We start from the raw sequence: 22,749 nt of genomic DNA on the forward strand, positions 1-22,749 counted from the left end.
TCAGCCGGCGGTCTCGCCGGCCTTCACGGACCGGCGCAAGGGGTGCACCAGGGTGGCGATGATGGCGCCGGTGCCCGGAAACGAATCCGGGTTCACCAGGCCGACCGCGGCCGGTTCACGTCCGGGCCGCCAGGTGAAGCTGCCGAACACCCTGTCCCAGACGGACAGATCGGAGCTGTAGTGCCCGGCCTCCGCCAAGTCCGTGCTGTGATGCAGCCGGTGCTGCTCCGGGCTCGCGAAGACATGGTTCAACGGGCCGAGCCGTACGGTGATGTTGGCGTGGACGAAGTAGCCCTGGGCGACGACGAACAGCCCCACCCCGAAGACGGCGGTCTCCGAGAAACCGACGAGCGCCAGCGCCAGTTGCACACAGCCCTGGGAGAGAAGGACGTCGAGGACGTGATTGACGCCGTTGTTGGCGACGTTGACCTTCTCGGGCACATGGTGCACGCCGTGCAGCCGCCACAGCCACCGATTGGTGTGCCCGAGCCGGTGCACCACGTAGCTGGCGAGCGAGCCCAGCAGCAGGGCGACGGGTATCTCGGCCCAGAGCGGGAGCACGGAGTGCGGCCGGGCCACGGCGCCCACGGCGACCAGCACCAGGGACTGGCCCAGGGCTCCGGCCACCGCTGTGAGGACGTAGTACACGCCGTACCAGCCCCACTCGCGTCGGTCGGGTCGCCAGGCGCGCTCGTACGGAATCAGGCACTCCAGCGCCACGAGGTAGCAGAGGACCGAGAGCTGGAAGACGAACGTGACCCGGTCGGGCTCCCAGCCGTTCCGCAAGGACGCGGCGAAGACGGTGGCGACGGAGAGCAGCAGGACGGGGTGGGCGATCCGGGCCAGCACCGCCCGCGCCGTGCGCCGTGCGTCGCGCCCTGACCGTGAGCGGTCGCCGTCGGCTGTCGATGAACTGAACATAGGGGCCTTCCACCGACGAGTCGTCTGGGAGCGCTCTCTGGGCGGGCCGCGCACCACGCGTCCACGTACCACGCACCCAACGCGGCACTCATCCAAGAGCTTGGATAACAGCATGCTGTGGATCACTCACTCAGAGCAATTCGATTGGACCGGCGCACGGAGGCGCGCCAGCTCGTGTGATGATCCGCGCACCCCCCGGGCGCAACCCCACTCACATTCGCGCCCCCGCATACTTCGCGAAAAGCGACATAAGGGCCACTTGGGGGAGGGGTGGCTTCAGGGGCTGGTGCGGAATCGGTGCGTGTCCTGCACGGTCCCGTCTCTTGTCGAGGCGCCCGGCTCCGTGCGGCAAAGTGGCGGTCCGACGCGGAAGGGCCCGCCCCGGTGAGATCCGGTGCGGGCCCTTTCCAGGTGTGCGGGCGTACTGTCGTCCCGTACACAGTGGTGTTGTCCGTGCGTTGATCTGTCCTTGACCCGCGTGACGTGCGCGCGGCGGTCCACGCCCCGTCGGCGGATCGCCGGAGCGTCGTCAGTGCGTCGGCGTCCCCTGCGGCTGCGGGGTGATGCCCAGCGCGGTCGTGTACTTCGACAGCACCAGCTTGCCGATCGCCGGGTACGCGCCGAGCGGCTCGGCGGCCGCGCATTCGGCCTCCTTGAGTGCCGATTCCAGCAGGCCCTCGGGCAGTTCGGGACCGACCAGATACGGCGCGAGCGCGAGCTGCGTCGAACCGGATCCGCGCAGTTGCTCGGCGATGGCGGCGACCGAGCCCTCCTGGTCCAGCGCGGCGGCCATCACCGGTACGGCGAGGCGCGCGGCCAGCAGCATTCCGGTGATCCCGGCGGTCTGGACCGCTTCCTCGCCACCGACCGTGGCCAGGATGATCCCGTCGGCCGCCGTGGCGACCGTGAACAGCCTGGCGCGGTCGGCGCGGGCCAGCCCGGCCTCCGACAGGCGCACATGCAGCCCCTCGGCGAGCAGGGGGTGCGGACCGAGAACGTCGGTCAGCTCCGCGTCGGCGCCGCTCTCCGCGACGGCCTCGCCTATCCGCGTGATCAGATAACTGTCCGGGCCGGCGAGCAGTGGTACGACGACGGCGGCGGGCCCCTCGGGCTCGCTGACCTCACGGCCCGCGGCCTTCGCCAGCTCGTAACGCTCGGTACGCAGCGCCACGATCCCGGCCAGCAGCCTCTGGAGCGTGGGGTACTCGTCGTCGTCCCCGTCCAGGTAGCCGATGCCGGCGTCGAGGCCGGGCAGCTCGGAGCGGGCGATGCTGACGGTCTCCTCGACCAGCCTGCGGACGGCGTCCGAGGGGGTGCCGGGAACGGCGAGAACAAGCGCGGGCGCACCTTCGGGAGCCGCAACCGGTTCGGGGCGGCGGTGGCGTCCCGACTGGCGGGGTCGCGGCATTCGTACAGGCAGGCCGGATGCGGGCCCAGTGGGGGTGCTCATGGCGTCGAATGCTACTGGTTTTATGGGTGTGGCTGTTCGGTGAGGGTGCGGTCGGGAGCCGTCTGTCCTTATTTATCCTTTAGCTATTTTTCTGCTCATCTGTCCTGTTGTGCCGGGATGCACAACAGGAGTGGATCGGGCGGCAACCGCAGCGAATCCGTGGCGAGCGCCCCCGCGATGATCAGCGCCCCGGTCACCGGTTCGGCCGCCGCGGAGACCGTCCTCGCGTGCGGCAGCTGACCTGCCAATTCGGCCCGCAACGGGGTGAGCAGCGGGGCGCCGAGCTTGAACAGGCCACCGGTGAGGGCGACTTCACACGGGCCGGACGGCGGGCAGACCGCGGCCGCCGACTCCGCGACATGCCGGGCGGCCGCCGAGAGGATCTCCGCCGCGACCGGATCGACGGCCGCGCAACGGGCCACATCCGGGGCGAACGAGGCCAGTACGGCGGCCCGGTCGGTGCGCGGATAGACCAGCCCCGGCAGCTCGGGGGCGGGCCCGAATCTCTCTCTCATCCTGGACAACAGTGCGGGTGAGCCCCCACGCCGCCCGTCGTGTGCGCGCAGTGCGGCTTCCAGACCGGCGCGGCCGATCCAGGCACCGCCCCCGCAGTCTCCGAGCAGGTGTCCCCAGCCGTCGGCGCGGTGCCAGCCGGTCAGGTCGGTGCCGAGCGCGATCATGCCCGTACCGGCCGCGACGACCGCCCCGGGACGCTGTCCGAGTGCCCCCGCGTACGCGGTGACCGCGTCGGCGGCGAGCGCCAGGCGCCGTACACCGAGGGAACGCTCCAGCGCGCCGGGCAGCTCGGCGCGGAGCCCGTCGCCGAGTGACGCCATTCCGGCCGCGCCGATCGCGACCGCCGATACGCAGTCCGCCCCGGCCTGCGCCAGCAGAGTGTCCACGGCAGGGAGCAATTGGGCGAGGAGGTGTCCGGCGTCGATGCCCGACGGGCCGGTGCGTACGGGCTCGGTCGACGCGGAGGTGGCGACGACCGTGACCCCGCCCGGACCGTCCACCCCGCCCGGACCGTCCACCCCGCCCGGACCGTCCACCCCGCCCGTACCGCCCGTCTCGCCGGGAGTTGTCGAAGCGAGCGCGAACCGCAGACCCGAACCACCCGAGTCCACGCCGAGCACCCAGTTCATCGCGGCACCCGGTCCCCGAGCGGGAGGGCCGGCCTGTGCTGATGACGCAAGTGCCTGCGTGACCTCATGGACCGTCTCCCGGATGAAGAGGAGTGACGACGGCAGCGTATCCCGGCCCCGTAGGTGTGCGGGGTGACTGTGCGTGGGGCGCGAGACCGGCCGCCATACAGCATGCGGCGATGCCCGGGTTCCGGATTGGGGAGCGCCCTTCGTGCGCCGGTAGGGTGACGAATTGTGGCAGCACTACCGTTGAACGAACTTGTCGAGCCCGGATGGGCGGAAGCGCTGGGGCCTGTGGCGGGGCGTATCGCCGCGATGGGCGACTTCCTGCGCGCGGAGATCGCGGCCGGCCGTACCTATCTGCCGGCCGGGTCGCATGTCCTGCGCGCTTTCCAACAGCCCTTTGACGAGGTACGGGTTCTGATTGTGGGTCAGGATCCGTACCCGACTCCAGGCATGGCCATCGGGCACAGTTTCGCGGTCGCGCCCGATGTGCGTTCCTTGCCCGGCAGCCTGGAGAACATCTTCCGGGAGCTGAACACGGACCTCGGTCTGCCCCGGCCCTCCAACGGTGATCTGACGCCGTGGACGCGCCAGGGCGTGCTGTTGTTGAACAGGGCGTTGACCACGGCTCCCCGCAAACCCGCGGCCCATCGCGGCAAGGGCTGGGAAGAGGTGACCGAGCAGGCCATCCGTGCCCTGGCGGCGCGGGGCAAGCCGTTGGTGTCCGTGCTGTGGGGGCGTGACGCCCGGAATCTGCGTCCGTTCCTCGGCGACTTCCCGGCGGTCGAGTCGGCCCATCCCTCACCGATGTCGGCCGATCGCGGTTTCTTCGGTTCGCGTCCGTTCAGCCGGGCCAACGACCTTCTGGTCCGCCAGGGAGCCCAGCCGGTGGACTGGCGACTGCCGTAAAGGTGCAACTCCACGGGGGCGCGCGGTAGTTGTCCGCGCGCCCCCCGTCGTCATGCCTGTCAACCCGCCCACACCGCACGGCGTTTGCCCGTCGAGGGCGCGTGGGGCCTTGGCCGTCCGGGCTCAGACGGCCCGGTGGTACTGCGGCGGAGTGTGCACCGTACCCCCGAGTTCGCCGGCCGCGCGACGGGCCCAGGACGGGTCACGGAGCAGCTCCCTGCCGAGCAGTACGGCATCGGCGTCACCGTTGGCGAGGATCTTCTCGGCCTGCTCGGGCTCGGTGATCAGGCCGACGGCCGCCACGGGCAGCCGCGTCTCCGCCTTGACCCGGGCCGCGAACGGGACCTGATAGCCGGGGCCGACCGGGATCCGTACGTTCGCGGCGTTGCCGCCGCTGGAGACGTCGAGCAGGTCCACGCCGTGGGCCGGCAGTTCGTCCGCGAGGCGGACGGTGTCGTCGGCGTTCCAGCCGTCCTCGTCCAGCCAGTCGGTGGCGGAGATCCGGAAGAAGACCGGCAGTTCGTCGGGCCACTGCGCGCGTACGGCGTCCACGACCTCGAGGGCGAACCTCGCGCGGTTCTCGAAGGAGCCGCCGTAGGCGTCCGTACGCCGGTTGCTGTGCGGGGAGAGGAACTCGCCGATCAGATAGCCGTGCGCGCCGTGCACCTCGACGACCTCGAAGCCCGCCTCGCGCGCACGCTTCGCCGCCGCCGCGAACTGTCCGACGATCTCCTTGATCTGCTCCACGGTGAGCTCGGCGGGCACCAGGTGACCGTCCGCGAACGGCACCGGACTGGGCGCCAGCGGCTCCCATCCGTCGGCCTCGGGGCCGACCGGGCCGCCCCCCTTCCAGGGGCGTTCGGTACTGGCCTTGCGGCCCGCATGACCCAACTGGATCCCGGACGTGGTGCCCTGCGAGGCGAGGAAGCGTGTGATCCGGCGGAACGCCTCGACCTGGGTGTCGTTCCAGATGCCGAGGTCGGCGGGGCTGATCCGGCCCTCGGGGCTGACGGCCGTGGCCTCCACGAGGATCAGCCCGGTGCCGCCGGTCGCGCGAGCCGCGAGATGCGCGAAGTGCCAGTCGTTCGGCGCGCCGACGTCCGGTCCGGTCTCGGCCGCTGAGTACTGGCACATGGGTGCCATCCAGACCCGGTTGGGGATGGTCAGTGACCGAAGGGTGTACGGCTCGAACAGCGCGCTCACGGCGGACTCCATTCAGAACGTGGCGGACGGGGCGGCGTCGCGGGACGACGCCGGCCAACAGTTCGTACGATACCCATCGTAGTAAGGTGGATGTCAAACTACGAGAATGCTCGTACAATGAGGTCCCTCGATGAAGTGGAGCCGTAGTGACCACCGTGACCGGCACGCGCGAACTCGCCCACCCGCAGCGAGCGGAGATCCGCCTGGAGAGCGTGCTCCACGCGCTCTCCGAGCCGCTGCGCCTGCGTGTTGTCCGTGAGCTGGCCGCCGCGGACGGCGAACTCTCCTGTTCCTGTTTTGATCTGCCCGTCACCAAATCCACCACCACCCACCACTTCAGGGTGCTGCGCGAGAGCGGTGTGATCCGGCAGGTCTACCGTGGGACGGCCAAGATGAACGGGCTGCGCGGAGTGGACCTGGACGCCCTCTTCCCCGGTCTGCTCGACAGTGTCCTGGTCGCTGCCACGGCCCAGGCGGAGCGGCTCGACGTCGCCTGACCCGCCCGGTCGGGCAGGGCGGGCGCGGGGCCGGATTCCGGCACGATGCGCCGACAGGGTGCCGTCCGGGGCCGATGTGTGCGTGCCCTGACAATAAGGGCGGATTGCCTGATTAAGTTGCGAATGTGTCGGAACATGAATCGATTTCCGCCCAGGAACCTCATGAGCGCGATGCGCATGACGCGTGCGAGTGGCCCGTGTGGGAGGTCCAGGGGCACGGCACCGTCACCGGTGCCGGCGATCCCCGCGACGGTGCCGCGCGGTACGAGATTCTGCCGCCCTGGGTCGACATCCGGCTGACGTTCGCGGACGGCGCCCGGGTCGACGTACTCGCGGTGGTACGGGACGGCCGGATCGCCATCGAGGACGCGCAGGCCGACCCGCCACTGGCCCTGGACGGCTTCGCCGCCCTCGCGGAGGCGATCGAGGCGCCGCTCCAGAGCGCCTGCCAGGTGATCGTGGGGCCGCACCGGCCGCCGGCGCCTCACCCGGCGGTCAGCGAGTCCGCTCGGAGCGAATCGGCGCAGGACGGACCTGAGCGGAGTGAACCCCGCAGGGACGCGGCTGTACGGGGTGGGCCGGCCGGTCCGGAGCTGATGGGCCCGGAGGTGACGGGTCCGGAGCCGGCGGGTCCGCAGGCGGAGCCGGCGCGTATGGAGCCCCTTGGTGCCGGGCCTGTGGCCGCCGGGGCTGTCGTGGGCGGCTTCGACTCGGACGCCGCGCCGCACGACGAGCCCGAGCGGAGAGGGGAGCCGGGGCTGGAAGCCAGGCTGGAATCGAGGCCGGAGCCGGTACCGGGACCAGGATCGGATCAAGATCCGGAGCCGCTCTCGGAGCCGGTGGAAGGACCGGCGCTGGAGCAGCCCTCCTCCGGCCGGCATCGCGCCCGCCCGAATCTGCCGCGGGGCAGCGCCGCCCGGCGTACCGTCGCCGAGATCTACCGTGCCGCCCAGCAGGCGGGCACGGACCCGGTACTCGCGGTCATGTCCGTCACCGGGTTCAGTCGCCGCAAGTCGCTCAGGCTCATCGCCGGGGCACGCGACGAGGGGCATCTGACGCCGCGCCATCACCGGCGCTGACCGCCGGATCCAGCACACCCAAGGCCCGCGTAGGGACCCGCTCCGGGTCCCATCGCGGGCTTCACATCGAGCGCATACGGTTCATCTCCGAGGTCTGCTGCGAGATGACGTCGTTCGCCATCTCCTCGACCTGGACGTTGTTGCCTTCCGAGAGCGCCTCGGTGGCCATGGTGATCGCACCCTGATGGTGAGTGATCATCAACGTCAGGAACAGCTGGTCGAAGGCCTTGCCCTTCGCCGCCCGCAACTGGGCCAGTTGGGCCTCCGTGGCCATGCCGGGCATCGTGCCGTGGTCGTGTCCCTGCTGCTTCTTCGCGCCGCCGTTGTTCTTCAGCCAGGCCTCCATCGCCCCGATCTCGGGCTTCTGGGCGGCGGCGATCCGTGCGGCGAGCCGCTTCACCTGATCCGATTCTGCCCTTTTCTCCACAAGCCCGGTCATGTCCAGTGCCTGACCATGGTGCACGATCATCATCTGTGCGTAGCCGAAATCAGCGGAATTGGGGGTGTTGTCCGGGGCGGCCTTCACCGCCTCTTCGGGCGAGAGGGTCTTCGCCGCCTCACCCGGCTTGCCGGGTGCCACCACGCCGGGGCCCTGATCCGCCGTGCTCTTCGTCCCGGCCGAGGCGTCGTCGTCGCCCGATTCGCAGGCCCCCAGGGCGAGTACGGCGACAGCGGCCATCGCCGCGACCGCCGATCGGCGGACTCGCGGACTTCTGCGACGGATCAACACGGCGACCTCCTGCGGCAGACGGTGTGGTGAAAGACCGTCCTAGCATGCTTCCGCACACGAGTGATCAAAAACTTTCATTACGTCTCTGTTGCCATCTGTTGAGATGGACATGCGAACGACGATACTGCCGAGGTCCGTGACCCCGTTCAACTCCGAACGGATACAAGGGAGAACCGCAGTGATCTCGTTGCACACCACTCGCGTGCGGCGCAGACGTCTGGGCGTGGCGGCAGCCGCGGCCGGACTCTTCGCCACTCTGCTGACCGCAGGGCCCGCGATCGCCACACCCGACCCGGGTGACAGCCCGGTCAAGGGGAAGATCTCCTCCAGCCAGGCGGCCGAGGCCAGAGAGGCCGTCCAGAACGGCGAGATACCCGGAGTGGACGAAGTCGTCCACAGCAAGAACATCGAGCACCTCACCAACGTCCCCAAGGACCTCATCGCGGGGACCAACTCGGACCTGGCCTTCCAGGGCAAGTACGCCTTCGCCGGCAACTACGACGGCTTCCGGATCTTCGACGTCAGCAACCCGAAGTCCCCGAAGACCGTCGCGCAGGTGCTCTGTCCCGGATCGCAGAACGACATCTCCGTCTCCGGTGACCTGCTCTTCCTCTCCACCGACTCCTCGCGCAGCGACAACTCCTGCAACAGCGCGGCGCAGCCCGCCACGGAGAAGTCCTCGTGGGAGGGCATGAAGATCTTCGACATCAGCGACAAGCGCAACCCCAAGTACGTCGCCGCTGTCGAGACCGCTTGCGGCTCGCACACCCACACGATCGTGCCGGAGCGCAAGAACGTCTACGTCTACGTCTCCTCGTACTCGCCCAGCGCGACCTTCCCGGACTGCCAGCCGCCGCACGACGGCATCTCCATCATCAAGGTGCCGCGCAAGGCCCCGCAGAAGGCCGCGCTCGTCAAGTTCGATGTGCTCTTCCCGGAGGGCGGCAACCCGGGAGCGCCCACCAATCCGGGTGTCTCCGCGACCACCGGCTGTCACGACCTGACCGTGCTGCCCTCGAAGGACCTGGCCGCCGGAGCCTGCATGGGTGACGGCATCATCTTCGACATCAAGAACCCGGAGCGCCCCCGGGTGATCGACCGGGTCCAGGACAACGTCAACTTCGCCTTCTGGCACTCGGCCACGTTCAATCAGACGGCGAACAAGGTCGTCTTCACCGACGAACTGGGTGGCGGTGGCGCCGCCACCTGCAACGCCGAGATCGGCCCGAACCGGGGCGCCGACGGCATCTACGACATCGTCGGCAAGGGCGACCAGCGCAAGCTGGTCTTCCGCGGCTACTACAAGATTCCCCGCCACCAGGCGGCCACCGAGAACTGCGTCGCCCACAACGGCTCGCTGATCCCGGTCAAGGGCCGCGACATCATGGTCCAGGCCTGGTACCAGGGCGGCGTCTCCGTATGGGACTTCACCAACTCCTCGAAGCCGAAGGAGATCGCCTACTTCGAGCGCGGTCCCCTCTCGACCGAGACGATGGTCAGCGGAGGCTCCTGGTCGGCGTACTACTACAACGGCCACATCTTCTCGAACGACATCGCCAAGGGCTTCGACGTGCTGAAGCTCGACGACCGTACGACCAACCCCGCGAAGCGGGTGCGGATGGACGAGTTGAACGTGCAGACGCAGCCCGACTACTTCAAGGACTTCGGCCACTGAAGGACGATGTCCTGACTCGTCCCGCCGGGCGGCTCTCCGCCCGGCGGGACGCCGAACTCCCATGCGAGCCCGTAGCGTCTGAACAACTCGGCGCGCAGCCGCGGGATCGGCATCGGTGCCCCCGGCATCAGGACCGCGAAGACCGCGCCCATCAGCAGGGCGCGCAGCATCGGATAGTCGCTCTCCGCGTCCCGTGATCCGTACCGCACCACCGTCTCGTACAACAGCCGTGCCAGCCGCTGCTGTTCGGGGCACTGCACGAAGCCCTCGGCTTGCAGGATGCCCGCCATGTGCGTCCGCATCACCACGGGGCTGTCGGCCGCGAGGCCGAGGATGGCGTCGATCGCCCGCGCCATCAGCTCCCGCCCGTCGTCCGTGGACGGCTCGCGCGTCAGCGCTGCCTCCAGGGTGCGGTGCATCAACCGGTGCACGGCCGACTGGAGGAGTTGCCGTTTCCCCGGGAAGTAGTACGAGACGAGACCGCGCGCGGAACCGGCCCTGTCGGCTATGTCGGCGAGCGTCGTGGCCTCGTACCCGCGCTCGGCGACCAGCTCCACCGTCGCTTGCAGCAAACGTTCCCGGGAACGCCGACGGCGCTCTTCATTGACCGATGCGCTCCGCGGGGACATGCTTGACTCCTGCGTTGACTGGCTCTCAGCCAATATACTCAGTGCGTCCCGTCGCGGGCCCCTCCCGGGCCCGTGCGTACGGGGCCGCCGCCGGTCTTGGGCGACGCGGGGGATCGCCCAAGACCGGCGGGGCCTAGAGTGCTTCCTGCTCCTGACCTGCAAGTTTGCAGTCAGGAGCAGGAAGCACTCTAGGTGTGTGCAGGTTTGGCTGTGTCTGGTCAGGAACAGCGGGGCCCCGCGGATCGGGCCCGGAGGCTGCCGGACCGGCATCCAACAGCGTCTCCGGTGCGCGGAGTTGTCCGGCGGTCGAGTGTGCGGCGGGCGCCGCCGGGGCCCTTGGAGGCCAGGGCCTGCCGACCGCCCGACGCCCAACGCCGGCGGTTCGCCGACATCCGGTCACCTGAACCGTCGGGCCACCTCCCGGTCACCGGCCTCGGCTTCGATGGCCTCGGCTTCGATGGCCCCGGCTTCGATCGGATCGGCTGCCGTGAGCCTGACTTGCTCTCGCGGAGCCCGTTTCCTCGGCCGTCAATCCACCGACACCGAACCGCCCCATGCGTGGTCCGCATATTCGGTGGTGTGGGAGAGGAGCCGGGAGAGCCGGCCTTTCTATCCGATCAACTTCGCGGAAGGCAACATGATGCGCCATCAGCTCCACCCGTCGCTGCGTCATGAAAGTCGAGTCCGCCCGCACCCTGCCACAGGCGGTTGCGGGCAGCGGCACTTGCACCTGCCGCAATCTGCTCCGCACCACTCCTGACCTGCATAGGTGTTGGCCAGTCCGCTGCTCCCGCAACCCTGCCCCAACCGCCGTGGCCCACCCGAGGAACCGTCCTGATCACCGGTGGCACCGGCGCCTTGGGCGCGCTGATCGCCGCCGAGCATCTGGTCACCCGACACGGTGTACGGAGGCTGTTGCTGCTCAGCAGGCGCGGCCGGGCGGCAGGCGTGGACCCACTGGGCGCCACGCTCACCGCGCGCGGGGCCGAGGTCGAGGTGGCCGCCTGGCCGCAGGGATCACACCCCGCTGCCACGGACCGAGGACGGTATGTCTGAACTCCAGCAGCAGGTCACGTCTTCCCCACCAGGGGAAAACATGCCACTGCGCAAGGCCATGTCCCACTTCGCCACCGGTGTCGTCGTGCTCACCGTCGGCGGCCGCCACGTGCACGGGATGACCGCAAATGCCATCACCTCGGTGGCCCTGGACCCACCGCTGGTGCTGTGCTGCATCGGTCACTCCGCGGTCATGCACGACAAGATGCTCGACGGCGGCCACTTCGGGGTGTCCGTCCTGAGCGCGGGCCAGCACGAGGCCGCTCGCCACTTCGCCGACAAGGAACGGCCGCTGGGCCCCGGCCAGTTCGACGGCGTGCCCACCCTTCCCGGCACACTCACCGGAGCCCCGCTGCTGGCGGGCGCGCTGGCTTGGCTGGAGTGCCGGATCACCGACACCCACGTCCACGGCGACCACACGATCTTTCTCGGCCACGTACTGGGTGCCTACGCGGGCAGCGGCAGGGACAACGCCCGCGCCCTGCTGTTCTGCACAGGCCACTTCGCCGAAACACCGGGGACAGAAGCGGTCTGAACTCGCCAGGCGGCGGTGCCCTGGGCCGGGCCCGGGTGAGCGCCGACGAAGACGGTCGCCTTCCCGGTGGCCGCGGTCCGGCCGACGACACGGCGGTCGTCGGCCGGACCAGGGCCAGGCGCAGGGCACCGCGTGCTCGGTGCGCCGTCGGCTTGGGCTGTCGATCCGTCGTACGTCTGCGTACGCTTCGTGACGTTCCGAACTCCAGATCGCTACCAATTACTGGGAGGCGTTCCATGGTGACGCTCCGCAGCGCGCAGTGGTACGCGGGTCAGGACCGCAATGCCTATATCCACCGGGCGTGGATGCGACGAGGCGTGCCCGGCGAGGCCTTCACCGGTCGGCCGCAGATCGCCATCGCCAACACCGCATCGGACCTGACCCCCTGCAACGCGCATCTGAACGAGGTCGCGGCCTCGGTCCGTGACGGTGTGTACGAGGCGGGCGGGATCCCGCTGGACCTGCCCGTGGTGTCGCTGGGCGAGACGCAGGTGCGGCCCACCGCCATGCTCTGGCGCAACATGGCCGCGATGGCCACGGAGGAGATGCTGCGGGCCAACCCCATCGACGGCGTCGTCCTGTTGGGCGGCTGCGACAAGACCATCCCGTCGCTGCTCATGGCCGCCGCCTCGGTGGACCTGCCCGCCGTCGTCGTGCCCGGCGGCCCGATGCTCACCGGGACTTTCCGCGGCACTCCGCTGGGCTGCGGCACCGACGTGTGGCGGCTGTCGGAGGAGGTCCGGGCCGGCACGCTCTCCCAGGAGCAGTTCACTCGATCCGAGTCGGCGATGATCCGCAGCCGTGGACACTGCAACACCATGGGCACCGCCTCGACGATGGCCCTCGTCGCAGAGGCGTTGGGCACGGTCCTTCCCGGTACGGCCGGAATCCCCGCCCCCGACAGCCGTTTGCTGGAGGCCGCGCACCACACCGGCCGGCTGGCGGTGGACATGGTCGCAGCCGACCGGCGGCCGGGCTCCCTCCTGACCGAGGCGTCCTTCCACAACGCGGTTGTGGCGCTGGCCGCCGTCGGCGGTTCGACCAACGCGGTCGTCCATCTTCTCGCGATCGCGGGCCGCCTGGGGGTCGCTCTCTCGCTCGACGACATCGACCGCATCGGCTCCCGCGTGCCCGTCCTGGCGGACCTTCAGCCGGCCGGCCGCTTCCTCATGGAGGATTTCCACCGAGCCGGGGGACTGCTCGCCGTGCTGCGCGAGGTCCGCGACCTGCTCGATCCCGACGCGCTGACCGTCACCGGCAGACCACTGGCCGAGTACCTTGAGGACGCCTCGATCTGGGACGGCGAGGTCATCCGTACGCGCGCCGAGCCGATGGTCGCCGAAGGCGGCATCGCCGTACTGCGCGGCAACCTCGCTCCGGACGGCGCGCTCATCAAACCGGCCGCCGCCTCCCCGCGGTTGCTCAGGCATCGCGGCCGGGCCGTCGTCTTCGACTCCATCGAGGACTTCCACGCCCGCATCGACGACCCCGCGCTCGATGTCGACGCCGATTCGGTTCTCGTTCTGCGCGGCTGCGGCCCCAAGGGCTACCCGGGCATGCCCGAGGTCTCGAACATGCCGCTGCCGAAGAAGCTGCTCGAACAGGGCGTCCGCGACATGGTCCGTGTCTGCGACGGCCGCATGAGCGGCACCGCCTACGGCACCGTCGTCCTGCACGTGGCCCCGGAAGCCGCGGCCGGAGGCCCCCTCGCGCTGGTGCGAACCGGGGACCTCGTCACCCTCGACGTCGAGGCCCGCCGTATCGACGTCGACGTACCCGCCGACGAACTCGCCCGCAGGATCCCCGACGAAGCAACCGTCACCGGCTTCGCCAAGCCCCGACGCGGCTGGGAGCGCCTCTACGTCGACCACGTGCTACAGGCCGACACCGGCGCCGACCTCGACTTCCTCGTCGGCTCCAGCGGTTCGGAGGTGAGCCGCGAGTCGCATTGATCACGACGTCGGGCTCCTCGCCGCCGACGCTGTACCCCTCGGACGCTTGGGGACGGCAACGGGTAGCGGGCTCGTAGCCGTATCTACGATGGGATCCGTTGTGATCTCGACGTGGAAGGCGAACAACAGTGGCAGACAAGCGAGTTGTCGTCGTGACGGGTGGAGGAACGGGCATCGGCGCGGCCACTGCCCGGCTGTTGCGCGAGGGGGGCCACCACGTGGTGGTCTCCGGGCGGCGAGCCGAACCGTTACGGCAACTCGAACGGGAGATCGGGGTACTGGCGTATCCGTCCGATGTGGGTGATCCCGATGCCGCGGACGGTCTCGTCCGCGCGGCTCTCGCCGCCCACGGTCGGTTCGACGGCCTTGTGCTCAACGCGGGCATCGGACGCGGCGGAACGGTCGGCGACCTGTCGTTGGAGGACTGGGAGGACGTGATGCGTACCAACGTCACTGGTCCACTGCTGCTCTTGCGTGCGGCGATGCCGCATTTGCTGGAGGCGAGGGGATCGGTGGTCGCCGTGGCGTCGGTCTCCGCATTGCGCAACGGCGCGAGCAATGTTCCGTACGCCACGTCCAAGGCTGCCCTGTTGCAGCTGTGCCGTTCCGTCGCCATCGATTACGGGACTCAGGGAGTGCGCGCCAACATCGTGTGCCCCAGCTGGGTGAAGAGCGAGATGGCCGACCGGCGCATGGCGCGATTCGCTCAGGACGCGGACCTGAAGGACGGCAGTGTGGAGTCCGCTTACCAGGAGGCGACCCGGTTCCTGCCCATGGGCCGGCCGGGCGAGCCACGTGAAGTCGCCGAGGCGATCGGCTGGTTGCTCTCTCCAGCGGCGTCGTACGTCAATGGCGCGGTGCTCACCGTCGATGGTGGGGCGACGGCTCTGGACCCTGGGACCGTCGGGTTCGACTTCCACATCACACCACGCGGTGATGCGCGCAACTCCTGATTCATGGTGTGCGCGAGTGGCCTTCCCGCCCGACGGCCGGGGGACGCCCTCCGCCGGAGGGAACGCTGCTCGGTCACGCATGGCACCGGCCTGAGCGCCGGGCCGCACGCCGCGGTGCCCATTGTTTGCGCTCCGTTGGCAGGGGCAGGCGAATGAGTGAGTGCCTACGAAGGGACCGACATGAGTGCCGGAGAGAAGGCCAAGGCCAAGACCGAGCAGGTTGTCGGGAAGGCCGTGAGGAAGATGGCCCACGCGATGGGCAACGAGACCACCGCGGCCAAGGGAGCCGCACTGGAGGCCCGCGGCAAGGCCCGGGACACCAAGGAGAGGGCCAAGGCCGGCTTCAAGCGCTGACCACGCCCTGTCGTGGGCGGAGCCCGGTGCGAGGCTCGAGCAGGGGCGTGTGTCCGGGCGGTGTGCGGCTGGGCCCGGCACTGCCATGGGCTTGTCCCCGTAACACATCGCGTGCGCATCGGCCCCGCTCCGGTGCGCACGCGTGCGGTGGCGGATCCAGCCGCTCGTGCCCTGGCGAGGCCGGGGTCGGCCCCCGGCCGGTCAGTGTGCCGGCTGTCGGTCGACGGAGTCCATGAAGCTCAGCATCCGGCGGTTGACCTCCTCCGCGTGGTCGATCTGCGGTCCGTGGCCGGTGTCGGAGATGATTTCGGCGCGGGCTTTGGGTATCAGGCGCGGAACGCGTTCCACTTGCCGCTCGGGGTGCACGAGGAGGCTTCGCTTGCCGAGCACCAGGTAGAGCGGGGTGCGAATGGTGGACAGTTCGTCCTCGGTCAGCGGGAGTGGAGCCGGGCGGCGTACGCGGTAGGCGCGGACGCCCGATCTGATCATCGTGCGCAGCTCCGGCACGATGAGGACGGGCTGCTCCAGCCAGGCGGCCAATCGTGGGCGGAGCGCCTTGGGGGCGAAGGTCGCGAAGAGACTCGCGAAGATCCAGACGAAGAAGCGCAGCCCCACCTTTTCCAGACCTCCGGGGTCGAGCAGTGTGACCGAGGCGAGGCGGCCGGGCCCGCGGTGCGCTTGGTTGAGGGTGAGCCAACCGCCGTAGGAGGAGCCGACCAGGTGCACGCGATCGAGCCCGAGCCCGGCAAGTGTCTCGTCCAGCCACTGTGCTGCTCGGTCGGGTCGATGGATGGGTTCGCGCTGCACGCTGCGTCCCGGATCGCCGGGGGTGTCGATCGCGTAGACGGGACGGTCGGCGCTGAGGGCGGGGGTGTTCGGATACCACATGGCAGAGCAGGAGCTCGCCCCGTGCACCAGGACGACGGGGGTACGGGACTGGGCTGCCGGGTTCACGGGGCCGTACCGGTAGACGTGCGTGGTGCCGAAGGACGTCTCCACGTCTCTTTCCGCGAGCGCGGGCGCCCCCAGTGCGTACACGGCCTCGCAGGCCGCGAAGTAGCGGTCACGCAAGGCATCGCTCACATAGCGGCCGACTTCGGCCTGGGAGTGAGTCGTGGTCTCGGACACGGTCGCCTCCGGGAGTTCGATTTTTAGTGATACGAACGTACCACGTTGCTGGTACGGCTGTATCATCATGGCCAGGAGGGCCCGGTCAGGGCAGTCGATGAAGGGAGAGGCGGCCGATGCCCAAGCGCGTGGACCACGCGGAACGGCGCAGCGAGATCGCCGACGCACTCGTCCGGGTCGCCGGACGGCGCGGCCTGCACGCCGTGGGGATGCGTGACGTGGCGGCGGAGGCGGGGGTGTCGCTGCGGCTGGTGCAGTACTACTTCGAGACCAAGGAAAAGCTGCTGCTGTACGGGCTGCAACGGCTGGCGGAGAAGTTCGGGGAACGAGTGGCGGCCAGGTCCCGGGCCGCCGGCGAAGGCCTGGGACCGCGCGCGACGATCGAGGCGCTTCTGATGGAGTCGCTGCCGACCGACGAGGAGAGCCGCGCCTTCCACCTCGTCTACACCTCGTACGCAGTCCTGGCCGTGACCGACCAGGCGCTCGCCGCTCAGCCGTTCATCCGGAACCCTGATGCCGCCGAGAGGGCCCTGGCCGGACTTCTCCGGCAGGCACAGGAGGCGGATCTCGTGCAGCCCGGTGCGGACGTCCGGTTGGAGGCGGTCAGCCTGCTCGCCATGTCTGCGGGACTCGGTATCAGTGTCCTCGTCGGCCAGCGCGACCCGCACTCCGCCGCCGCAGTGCTGAACCACCATCTGGACCGGCTCTTCCAGGGGAGTGGGCCCGGTTCCTGACACCCTCCACCAGCATGGACGCGGCTGTCGGTGACAAGGCGAAGCCGCTCCGCAAGGGCTTGGGCCGAAGGCCCGAGATCCGGGCGACCGCCTGGCGTTCGGCATCGCCGCGCAAGCCGCGAGGCGGCGCGGATGATGGAAAAAAGAGGTATCCAATGACGCGATAATGATGGATTCCACCCCTTCAGAAATGGCTTGCGGCCCACCTACGGTTACGCCCATGTGAACGGCCTGACCGTGGGTCGACCAGTACTTCTTCGACCTTGCGAGAAGTCTTCCGAGGCTTCCCGGAGAGCCGCGGACGGGCCGTGACGGTTTCTGAGGGGAGAAGGCAATGGCGCCCGTGGAACTGCTCATCGGAAGTCGCTGGCAAGCGTCGGCAGGGCCGGGAAGTGCCCGGGATGTGACGTCGCCCTTCGACGGCTCGACCGTCGGTACGGTGGGGGTGGCCGGCCCCGAGGACGTCGAGGCGGCACTGGCGGCGGCGGAGCGGGGGGCCGCGGTATGGCGGCGTACACCCGCACACGAGCGGATGACGATTCTGCTGCGTGCGGCGGAGCTGGCCGACCAGCGAGCCGCCAAGATCGCGCAGACCATCAGCTCGGAGTCGGGCAAGACCATCACCGAGGCCACCGGCGAGGCGTCGCGATCCGGGGACCTGATCCGTCTCGCGGCCTTCGAGGGAACTCAACTCTACGGTGAGACACTGCCGTTGGACGCCAACCGCGGCACCGGGCCGGACAAGGTGGGCTTCACACTGCGCCAGCCGTGCGGTGTCGTGGTGGCCATCACGCCGTTCAATTACCCCGCACTGCTCGTGCTGCACAAACTGGCGCCCGCGCTCGCGGCGGGGAACGCGGTTGTCCTCAAGCCGGCCACCTCGACACCGCTGACCGCGCTGGAACTCGCCGAGTGCTTCGTCGACGCAGGGCTTCCCGAGGGCGTGCTGTCGGTGCTCGTAGGCTCCGGCGGGGTGCTGGGGGATGCCCTCGTGACCGACCCCCGCGTACGGAAGATCTCCTTCACCGGCTCCACGGCGACCGGCGAGCACATCGCGCGGGCCGCGGGCGTGAAGAAGCTCTCCCTCGAACTCGGCGCTTCCTGCCCGGTCGTCGTACTGCCCGACGCCGATCTCGAACTGGCCGCAGGCGCCGTCGCGTTGGGCGGTTACGTCAACGCCGGGCAGGTGTGCATCTCCGTCCAGCGTGTGATCACGCACCCCGACGTCACCGCCGACTTCCTCGACGCCCTCGTCCCCAAGGTCCGGGCCATCAGGACCGGGGACCCGTCGTCCCCCGACACGACCATGGGCTCCCTGATCACGACCGCCGAGGCGGAACGGGTGGAGCGGGCCATCGCGCGGGCCGGGGCGGACGGCGCACGCGTCCTGACCGGCGGCGAACGCGACGGGAGTGTGGTGAGCCCGGCTGTCGTGGCCGGTGTCGATCCCGAATCCCCTTTCAGCCAACAGGAGTTGTTCGGTCCGGCGGTCGCCGTCAGTTCGGCCGCCGACTGGGAGTCCGCCATCGCTCAGGCCAACGGCACCGCCTATGGCCTCGGCGCGGGGATCTTCACCTCCGACGTGGCCGGTGCGGTCCGTGCCATCCGGGAGATCGACGCCGGTTCCGTCCACATCAACTGGACGCCCCTATGGCGTGCCGACCTCATGCCGTACGGCGGTCTGAAGGGCAGCGGTTACGGCAAGGAAGGCCCCCGCGCCGCGGTGAGCGAGATGACCGAGGTCAAGACCGTCGTCCTGCACGGCCGCCCCTGGTGACGCGGCTGCGTCCCCGTACACATCCCCGATCAGGAGCCGACTCATGACCGACCGGACGCAACAGGGCACGGTACGCCTCACCGTCGCCCAGGCCGTCGTCACCTACCTCTCCCGGCAGTACTCCCTGGCCGATGGCTGTCGCCGCCGACTCATACCGGCCGCGCTGGGCATCTTCGGCCACGGCAACGTGGCCGGTCTCGGCCAGGCCCTCGACCAGCTCAGCGACCAACTCCCCTTCGTCCAGGGCCGCAACGAGCAGGCTCTGGTCCACATCGCGACCGCCTACGCCAAGGCGACCAAGCGGCACGCGACCCTCGCCGTGACCGCCTCCATCGGTCCGGGCGCTCTCAACATGGTGACCGGGGCGGGCCTCGCCACCGTCAACCGGCTGCCTGTCCTGTTGCTGCCGGGCGACACGTACGCGACCCGTCATCAGGGGCCCGTACTCCAGCAGTTGCAGCACCCCGTGGAGGCCGATGCCTCGGTGAACGATGCCTTCCGTCCCGTCTCCCGCTTCTTCGACCGCATCACACGGCCCGAGCAGCTGCTCACCGCGCTGCCCGCGGCGATGCGGGCCCTCACCGGCGTCGACACCGGCGCGGTCGTCGTCTCCCTCCCGCAGGACATCCAGTCCCACGCCTACGACTACCCGGCGGAGTTCTTCGCCGAGCGCGACTGGCCGATCCGCCGTCCGGCACCGGACGCCGACGAGGTCGCGGTGGTCGCGCGGATGCTCGCCGAGGCGGAGAAGCCGCTGATCATCGCCGGTGGCGGGGTCGTGTACTCCGGTGCCACCGACGAGTTGGAGGCTCTCGCCGACGGTGCGGGCATCCCTGTCGCGGAGACGTTCGCGGGCAAGGGCGCTGTCCAGCGCCGCGCCTGGTGGCAGCTCGGCGGCATCGGCCTGGAAGGCACTCCGGCGGTCAACGTCCTAGCGGGGGAAGCGGACTTCGTGCTCACCGTGGGCTCGCGTCTGACGGACTTCGCCACCGCCTCGCACTCCGTCTTCCAGAACCCGGACGTACGCTTCGCGAGCATCAACGTCAGCGCGCACGACGCGGGCCGCCTGGGCGCGAGCGGCGTTGTGGCAGACGCCAAGCGAGCCCTGGCCGCGCTGACGGACGCCGTACGGGCGAACGGCACCACCACCCCGGCCGACTGGCAGGAGAGGGTGCGCGCCCTGGACCAGCGGTGGCGGGAGCAACGTGCCGCCGCGCTCGACCCGGACACCTCCTTCGACTTCGCGTCACTGCCCGACGACTCCGACGTCGTACGCGACACCGAGGCGGTCCTCACGCAGGGCAGGCTGATCGGCCTGCTCCAGGAGCACGCGCGGTCCGGTGACACGATCATCGCCGCCGCCGGCGGTCCACCCGGCGACCTGCTGAAGGTGTGGGACGCCACCGAAGGCCGTTTCGCCCACCTGGAGTTCGGCTTCTCCTGCATGGGCTACGAGCTGCCCGCCGCCATCGGCGTCCGCCTCGCCGAGCCGGACCCGTCGAAGCGGGTGCTGTCCCTGCTGGGCGACGGAACCTTCCTCATGGCGCCGACGGAACTGGTCACGGCCGCCCAGGAAAGGCTGCCGGTCACGATCGTGATCCCGGAGAACCACGGCTACCAGGTCATCCACCGGCTCCAGATGGTCCGCAGCGGACGGGAGTTCGGCAACGAGTTCCGCTACCGCGAGGGCTGCCTGGAGATCGGCGCCGGCAAGCCCGCTCGCCTGGAGGGCGACTATCTCCAGGTCGACCTCGTCAAGACCGCGGCCGGCCTCGGGGCCCGCGCGATCCGCGCCACCACCGCCGACGAGGTCCGTACCGCGCTGGCCGGGACCCGCGACCACAACGGCCCGGTCGTCCTGGTCGTCCCCGTGATCCCGCACGCCGACCTTCCCGGCTCCGGTGTGTGGTGGGACGTGGCCCCGGCCGAGGTCTCCGAGCAGGAAACGGTCGCGCGGTTGCGTGGCGAGTACGAAGAAGGCCTGGCATCCCAGAGGTGGTACGGATGAACCGCTCTGCGCTGGATCACGGCCGCCTGCGTGCCCGACTCGCCTCCGGTGAGGTCACCCTGGGCACCTTCGTGGGCACCGCTTCGGCGGTCACGGCCGAGGTGTGCGCCGCAGCCGGGGCCGACTGGCTGCTGCTCGACCTCGAACACGGTGCGGGGGGAGAGGAACAGGCCCGTACGATCGTCCCGATCGCGGCGGCCTACGGCGTCCCGACCGTCGTACGCGTCGAGTCCGCGGCCCGCATCCGCATCGGCCGCGTGCTCGATCTCGGCGCCGCCGGGATCATGCTGCCGCGACTCGACACGGCGGCCGAAGTCCGGGACGCGCTCAGGCACGTGAGCTATCCGCCCGCCGGGGACCGCGGCGTGGCCACCTACAACCGGGCGTGCCGCTTCGGGCTCGACTCCGCGGCCCTCGACCGGCAGGACGAGATCCTCGGAGTGGTCCAGATCGAGTCGGCGAGCGCGCTGGGGGACGTCGAGGCGATCGCGGCGCTGGACGGCGTCGACGTCCTGTTCGTCGGCCCCCGCGACCTCAGTCACGACCTCGGCGTACCGGGCGAGTTCACCGCCCCGGTCTACCGGGAAGCCCTGGAGCGCGTCCGTAAGGCCGCCGCCGCGCGCGGCAAGGCCTGCGGCCTGCTCGTCCCCGACGGCACGGCGGCAGCCGCCAAACGCGCGGAGGGCTGGGCATTCATCGCGATCGGCTCCGACTCGACCCTGCTGGCCGGCGCGCTGTCCGCCGCGCTCGCCGAGGCCCGGCCTCAGCCACAGGACCACAAGGAGACGCACCCATGACCACCACCCCGGGCGCCGCACGCGAGATCGGCGTCGGACTGATCAGCGTCGGCTGGATGGGCAAGCTGCACAGTCGCGCCTACCAGGCGCTGCCCTCCGTCTACCCCGAACTCGGCATCAGGCCCCGCCTGGTGAGTGCCGCCGACACGGCCGAGGACCGCGCGGCCTACGCACGTGACATCCTCGGCTACGCGAAGGCCGGAACCGACTACCGCGCCGTTCTCGACGACCCGGACGTCGAGGTCGTCTCGATCTGCGCGCCCAACCTCCTCCACCACGAGATCGGTATCGCCGCCGCCAAGGCCGGCAAGCCGTTCTGGATCGAGAAGCCCGTCGGGCGCAGCGCCGAGGAGACCGCCGAGGTCGCCGCCGCGGCCCGCGCGGCCGGAGTCGTCACCTCCATCGGCTACAACTACCGCCACGCACCCGCCGTGGAGCGGGCCCGCGAGCTGATCGCCGAGGGGCGACTCGGCCGCATCACCAACGTGCGTGCCACGTTCTTCTCCGGCTACGCCGCCGAGCCCAAGGGCGCCCTGTCCTGGCGCTTCAAACGGGACCTGGCCGGGCACGGCGCGCTCGGGGACCTGATGAGCCACGTCGTGGACCTGGTCAGCTACGTCGTGGCTCCGATCGACGCGGTCTCCGCCCTCACCAGCACCGTCTACACCGAACGCCCGATCCTGCCCATGGGCTCGGGCACGCACTTCGCGGTGATCGAGGACGGTGAGATGGCCACGGTGGAGAACGACGACTACAGCGCCGCCTTGGTGCGCTTCGGCGGGGGAGCCGTCGGCACTCTGGAGGCGTCCCGCGTCATCGTCGGCCCGCAGTGCGGCATCGGCTTCGAGATCTACGGCACCGACGGCTCGGTCGCCTGGAACTTCGAGCGCATGAACGAGTTGCGTGTCGCCCTCGACCGCGGCGGACCCCACCAGGGATACACCACCGTGCTCGGCAACGGCCACATGGGCGACTACGCCAGTTTCCAGCCAGGACCCGGCAACAGCATGGGCTACGACGACCTGAAGGTGATCGAGGCCAAGAAGTTCCTGGCCGCCGTGGCCGGCATCGAGCACCGCAACTCGACGATCGAGGACGCACACGCCGTCGCCGAGGTCATCGCGGCGGCGGCGGCCTCCGCGGAGAGCGGCTCCTGGCAGCCGGTGACCGAGGTACCGGCTGCGAACTTCGGTCATCCGGTGCGGAGTTGATCG

The 22,749-nt window shown here is 70.0% G+C and carries 21 protein-coding genes; 14 read left to right on the forward strand and 7 right to left on the reverse strand.

Going from position 1 to position 22,749, the window contains the following annotated elements; all coding sequences use genetic code 11:
* The 3 genes from ACIOJD_RS14395 to ACIOJD_RS14405 all read right to left on the reverse strand — a co-directional run bounded on the left by ACIOJD_RS14395 (nt 1) and on the right by ACIOJD_RS14405 (nt 3,516).
* Nucleotides 1-921: a sterol desaturase family protein gene (locus ACIOJD_RS14395; RefSeq protein WP_401912615.1), complete on the reverse strand. Its 921-nt coding sequence runs from the start codon at nt 919-921 to the stop codon at nt 1-3.
* Nucleotides 922-1,450: 529 nt separating this feature from the next.
* Entirely contained in the window at nt 1,451-2,371 is a 921-nt protein-coding gene (locus tag ACIOJD_RS14400) for a sirohydrochlorin chelatase (protein WP_401912617.1), read from the reverse strand.
* A gap of 95 nt (nt 2,372-2,466) precedes the next feature.
* Nucleotides 2,467-3,516, reverse strand: a complete 1,050-nt coding sequence (locus ACIOJD_RS14405; protein WP_401912620.1) for an N-acetylglucosamine kinase — start codon at nt 3,514-3,516, stop codon at nt 2,467-2,469.
* Between the two features lie 234 nt (nt 3,517-3,750).
* Here ACIOJD_RS14405 and ACIOJD_RS14410 point away from each other — a divergent pair, with 234 nt between their 5' ends.
* Complete coding sequence (locus tag ACIOJD_RS14410; RefSeq protein ID WP_401912623.1) at nt 3,751-4,428, forward strand: uracil-DNA glycosylase; 678 nt, start codon at nt 3,751-3,753, stop codon at nt 4,426-4,428.
* A gap of 123 nt (nt 4,429-4,551) precedes the next feature.
* Here ACIOJD_RS14410 and ACIOJD_RS14415 read toward each other — a convergent pair whose 3' ends face one another.
* Nucleotides 4,552-5,631 carry an NADH:flavin oxidoreductase/NADH oxidase gene (locus tag ACIOJD_RS14415; RefSeq protein ID WP_401912625.1) on the reverse strand — a complete coding sequence of 360 codons (1,080 nt, stop codon included), beginning with the start codon at nt 5,629-5,631 and terminating at the stop codon, nt 4,552-4,554.
* 146 nt (nt 5,632-5,777) lie between these two features.
* Here ACIOJD_RS14415 and ACIOJD_RS14420 point away from each other — a divergent pair, with 146 nt between their 5' ends.
* Together ACIOJD_RS14420 and ACIOJD_RS14425 are read left to right on the forward strand one after the other, a co-directional pair.
* Entirely contained in the window at nt 5,778-6,128 is a 351-nt protein-coding gene (locus ACIOJD_RS14420; RefSeq protein WP_401912627.1) for an ArsR/SmtB family transcription factor, read from the forward strand.
* A 125-nt stretch (nt 6,129-6,253) separates the two neighbouring features.
* Nucleotides 6,254-7,207 carry a DUF6214 family protein gene (locus ACIOJD_RS14425; RefSeq protein WP_401912630.1) on the forward strand — a complete coding sequence of 318 codons (954 nt, stop codon included), beginning with the start codon at nt 6,254-6,256 and terminating at the stop codon, nt 7,205-7,207.
* Between the two features lie 61 nt (nt 7,208-7,268).
* Here the strand turns inward: ACIOJD_RS14425 and ACIOJD_RS14430 are convergent, their stop codons facing one another.
* Nucleotides 7,269-7,955 (reverse strand): DUF305 domain-containing protein, encoded by a 687-nt coding sequence (locus tag ACIOJD_RS14430; protein WP_401913879.1) that lies wholly within the window; start codon nt 7,953-7,955, stop codon nt 7,269-7,271.
* A 160-nt stretch (nt 7,956-8,115) separates the two neighbouring features.
* On the opposite strand from ACIOJD_RS14430, the gene ACIOJD_RS14435 reads away from it, so the two are divergent.
* Nucleotides 8,116-9,612 carry an LVIVD repeat-containing protein gene (locus ACIOJD_RS14435; RefSeq protein WP_401912632.1) on the forward strand — a complete coding sequence of 499 codons (1,497 nt, stop codon included), beginning with the start codon at nt 8,116-8,118 and terminating at the stop codon, nt 9,610-9,612.
* Here ACIOJD_RS14435 and ACIOJD_RS14440 read toward each other — a convergent pair.
* Nucleotides 9,588-10,241: a TetR/AcrR family transcriptional regulator gene (locus ACIOJD_RS14440; RefSeq protein WP_401912634.1), complete on the reverse strand. Its 654-nt coding sequence runs from the start codon at nt 10,239-10,241 to the stop codon at nt 9,588-9,590. The genes ACIOJD_RS14435 and ACIOJD_RS14440 overlap by 25 nt on opposite strands.
* A gap of 708 nt (nt 10,242-10,949) precedes the next feature.
* Between ACIOJD_RS14440 and ACIOJD_RS14445 the strand changes: the two genes are divergently transcribed.
* From ACIOJD_RS14445 to ACIOJD_RS14465, 5 genes are all read left to right on the forward strand, one after another.
* Nucleotides 10,950-11,297 (forward strand): KR domain-containing protein, encoded by a 348-nt coding sequence (locus ACIOJD_RS14445; RefSeq protein WP_401912637.1) that lies wholly within the window; start codon nt 10,950-10,952, stop codon nt 11,295-11,297.
* Between the two features lie 40 nt (nt 11,298-11,337).
* A complete protein-coding gene (locus tag ACIOJD_RS14450) occupies nt 11,338-11,832 on the forward strand; it encodes a flavin reductase family protein (RefSeq protein ID WP_401912639.1) in 495 nt (164 codons plus the stop codon).
* Between the two features lie 236 nt (nt 11,833-12,068).
* Complete coding sequence (locus ACIOJD_RS14455; RefSeq protein ID WP_401912642.1) at nt 12,069-13,784, forward strand: IlvD/Edd family dehydratase; 1,716 nt, start codon at nt 12,069-12,071, stop codon at nt 13,782-13,784.
* A 128-nt stretch (nt 13,785-13,912) separates the two neighbouring features.
* A complete protein-coding gene (locus ACIOJD_RS14460) occupies nt 13,913-14,737 on the forward strand; it encodes an SDR family NAD(P)-dependent oxidoreductase (RefSeq protein ID WP_401912645.1) in 825 nt (274 codons plus the stop codon).
* 180 nt (nt 14,738-14,917) lie between these two features.
* Nucleotides 14,918-15,091, forward strand: a complete 174-nt coding sequence (locus ACIOJD_RS14465; protein WP_401912648.1) for a hypothetical protein — start codon at nt 14,918-14,920, stop codon at nt 15,089-15,091.
* 201 nt (nt 15,092-15,292) lie between these two features.
* Here ACIOJD_RS14465 and ACIOJD_RS14470 read toward each other — a convergent pair whose 3' ends face one another.
* Nucleotides 15,293-16,219, reverse strand: a complete 927-nt coding sequence (locus ACIOJD_RS14470) for an alpha/beta fold hydrolase (protein WP_401912650.1) — start codon at nt 16,217-16,219, stop codon at nt 15,293-15,295.
* A 116-nt stretch (nt 16,220-16,335) separates the two neighbouring features.
* Here ACIOJD_RS14470 and ACIOJD_RS14475 point away from each other — a divergent pair, with 116 nt between their 5' ends.
* From ACIOJD_RS14475 to ACIOJD_RS14495, 5 genes are all read left to right on the forward strand, one after another.
* Nucleotides 16,336-16,953, forward strand: coding sequence for a TetR/AcrR family transcriptional regulator (locus tag ACIOJD_RS14475; protein WP_401912652.1), 618 nt, complete (start codon nt 16,336-16,338; stop codon nt 16,951-16,953).
* Nucleotides 16,954-17,287: 334 nt separating this feature from the next.
* Entirely contained in the window at nt 17,288-18,730 is a 1,443-nt protein-coding gene (locus tag ACIOJD_RS14480; protein ID WP_401912655.1) for an aldehyde dehydrogenase family protein, read from the forward strand.
* A 43-nt stretch (nt 18,731-18,773) separates the two neighbouring features.
* Nucleotides 18,774-20,738, forward strand: coding sequence for a 3D-(3,5/4)-trihydroxycyclohexane-1,2-dione acylhydrolase (decyclizing) (gene iolD, locus ACIOJD_RS14485; protein WP_401912656.1), 1,965 nt, complete (start codon nt 18,774-18,776; stop codon nt 20,736-20,738).
* Nucleotides 20,735-21,535, forward strand: coding sequence for an HpcH/HpaI aldolase/citrate lyase family protein (locus ACIOJD_RS14490; RefSeq protein WP_401912658.1), 801 nt, complete (start codon nt 20,735-20,737; stop codon nt 21,533-21,535). The genes iolD and ACIOJD_RS14490 overlap by 4 nt, the downstream gene beginning before the upstream one ends.
* Complete coding sequence (locus ACIOJD_RS14495; RefSeq protein WP_401912660.1) at nt 21,532-22,746, forward strand: Gfo/Idh/MocA family protein; 1,215 nt, start codon at nt 21,532-21,534, stop codon at nt 22,744-22,746. Before ACIOJD_RS14490 ends, ACIOJD_RS14495 begins: the two co-directional genes overlap by 4 nt.
* Nucleotides 22,747-22,749 lie beyond the last annotated feature (3 nt).

The organism is Streptomyces sp. NPDC088116, assembly GCF_044741745.1.
Taxonomy (GTDB): domain Bacteria; phylum Actinomycetota; class Actinomycetes; order Streptomycetales; family Streptomycetaceae; genus Streptomyces.

What these genes read in the sequence shown, in the direction of transcription:
- ACIOJD_RS14395 (WP_401912615.1), bottom strand. Translation starts at nt 921, where the DNA reads ATGTTCAGTTCATCGACAGCCGACGGCGACCGCTCACGGTCAGGGCGC.
- ACIOJD_RS14400 (WP_401912617.1), bottom strand. Translation starts at nt 2,371, where the DNA reads ATGAGCACCCCCACTGGGCCCGCATCCGGCCTGCCTGTACGAATGCCG.
- ACIOJD_RS14405 (WP_401912620.1), bottom strand. Translation starts at nt 3,516, where the DNA reads ATGAACTGGGTGCTCGGCGTGGACTCGGGTGGTTCGGGTCTGCGGTTC.
- ACIOJD_RS14440 (WP_401912634.1), bottom strand. Translation starts at nt 10,241, where the DNA reads ATGTCCCCGCGGAGCGCATCGGTCAATGAAGAGCGCCGTCGGCGTTCC.
- ACIOJD_RS14450 (WP_401912639.1), top strand. Translation starts at nt 11,338, where the DNA reads ATGCCACTGCGCAAGGCCATGTCCCACTTCGCCACCGGTGTCGTCGTG.
- ACIOJD_RS14455 (WP_401912642.1), top strand. Translation starts at nt 12,069, where the DNA reads ATGGTGACGCTCCGCAGCGCGCAGTGGTACGCGGGTCAGGACCGCAAT.
- ACIOJD_RS14465 (WP_401912648.1), top strand. Translation starts at nt 14,918, where the DNA reads ATGAGTGCCGGAGAGAAGGCCAAGGCCAAGACCGAGCAGGTTGTCGGG.
- ACIOJD_RS14475 (WP_401912652.1), top strand. Translation starts at nt 16,336, where the DNA reads ATGCCCAAGCGCGTGGACCACGCGGAACGGCGCAGCGAGATCGCCGAC.
- ACIOJD_RS14480 (WP_401912655.1), top strand. Translation starts at nt 17,288, where the DNA reads ATGGCGCCCGTGGAACTGCTCATCGGAAGTCGCTGGCAAGCGTCGGCA.
- iolD (WP_401912656.1), top strand. Translation starts at nt 18,774, where the DNA reads ATGACCGACCGGACGCAACAGGGCACGGTACGCCTCACCGTCGCCCAG.
- ACIOJD_RS14490 (WP_401912658.1), top strand. Translation starts at nt 20,735, where the DNA reads ATGAACCGCTCTGCGCTGGATCACGGCCGCCTGCGTGCCCGACTCGCC.
- ACIOJD_RS14495 (WP_401912660.1), top strand. Translation starts at nt 21,532, where the DNA reads ATGACCACCACCCCGGGCGCCGCACGCGAGATCGGCGTCGGACTGATC.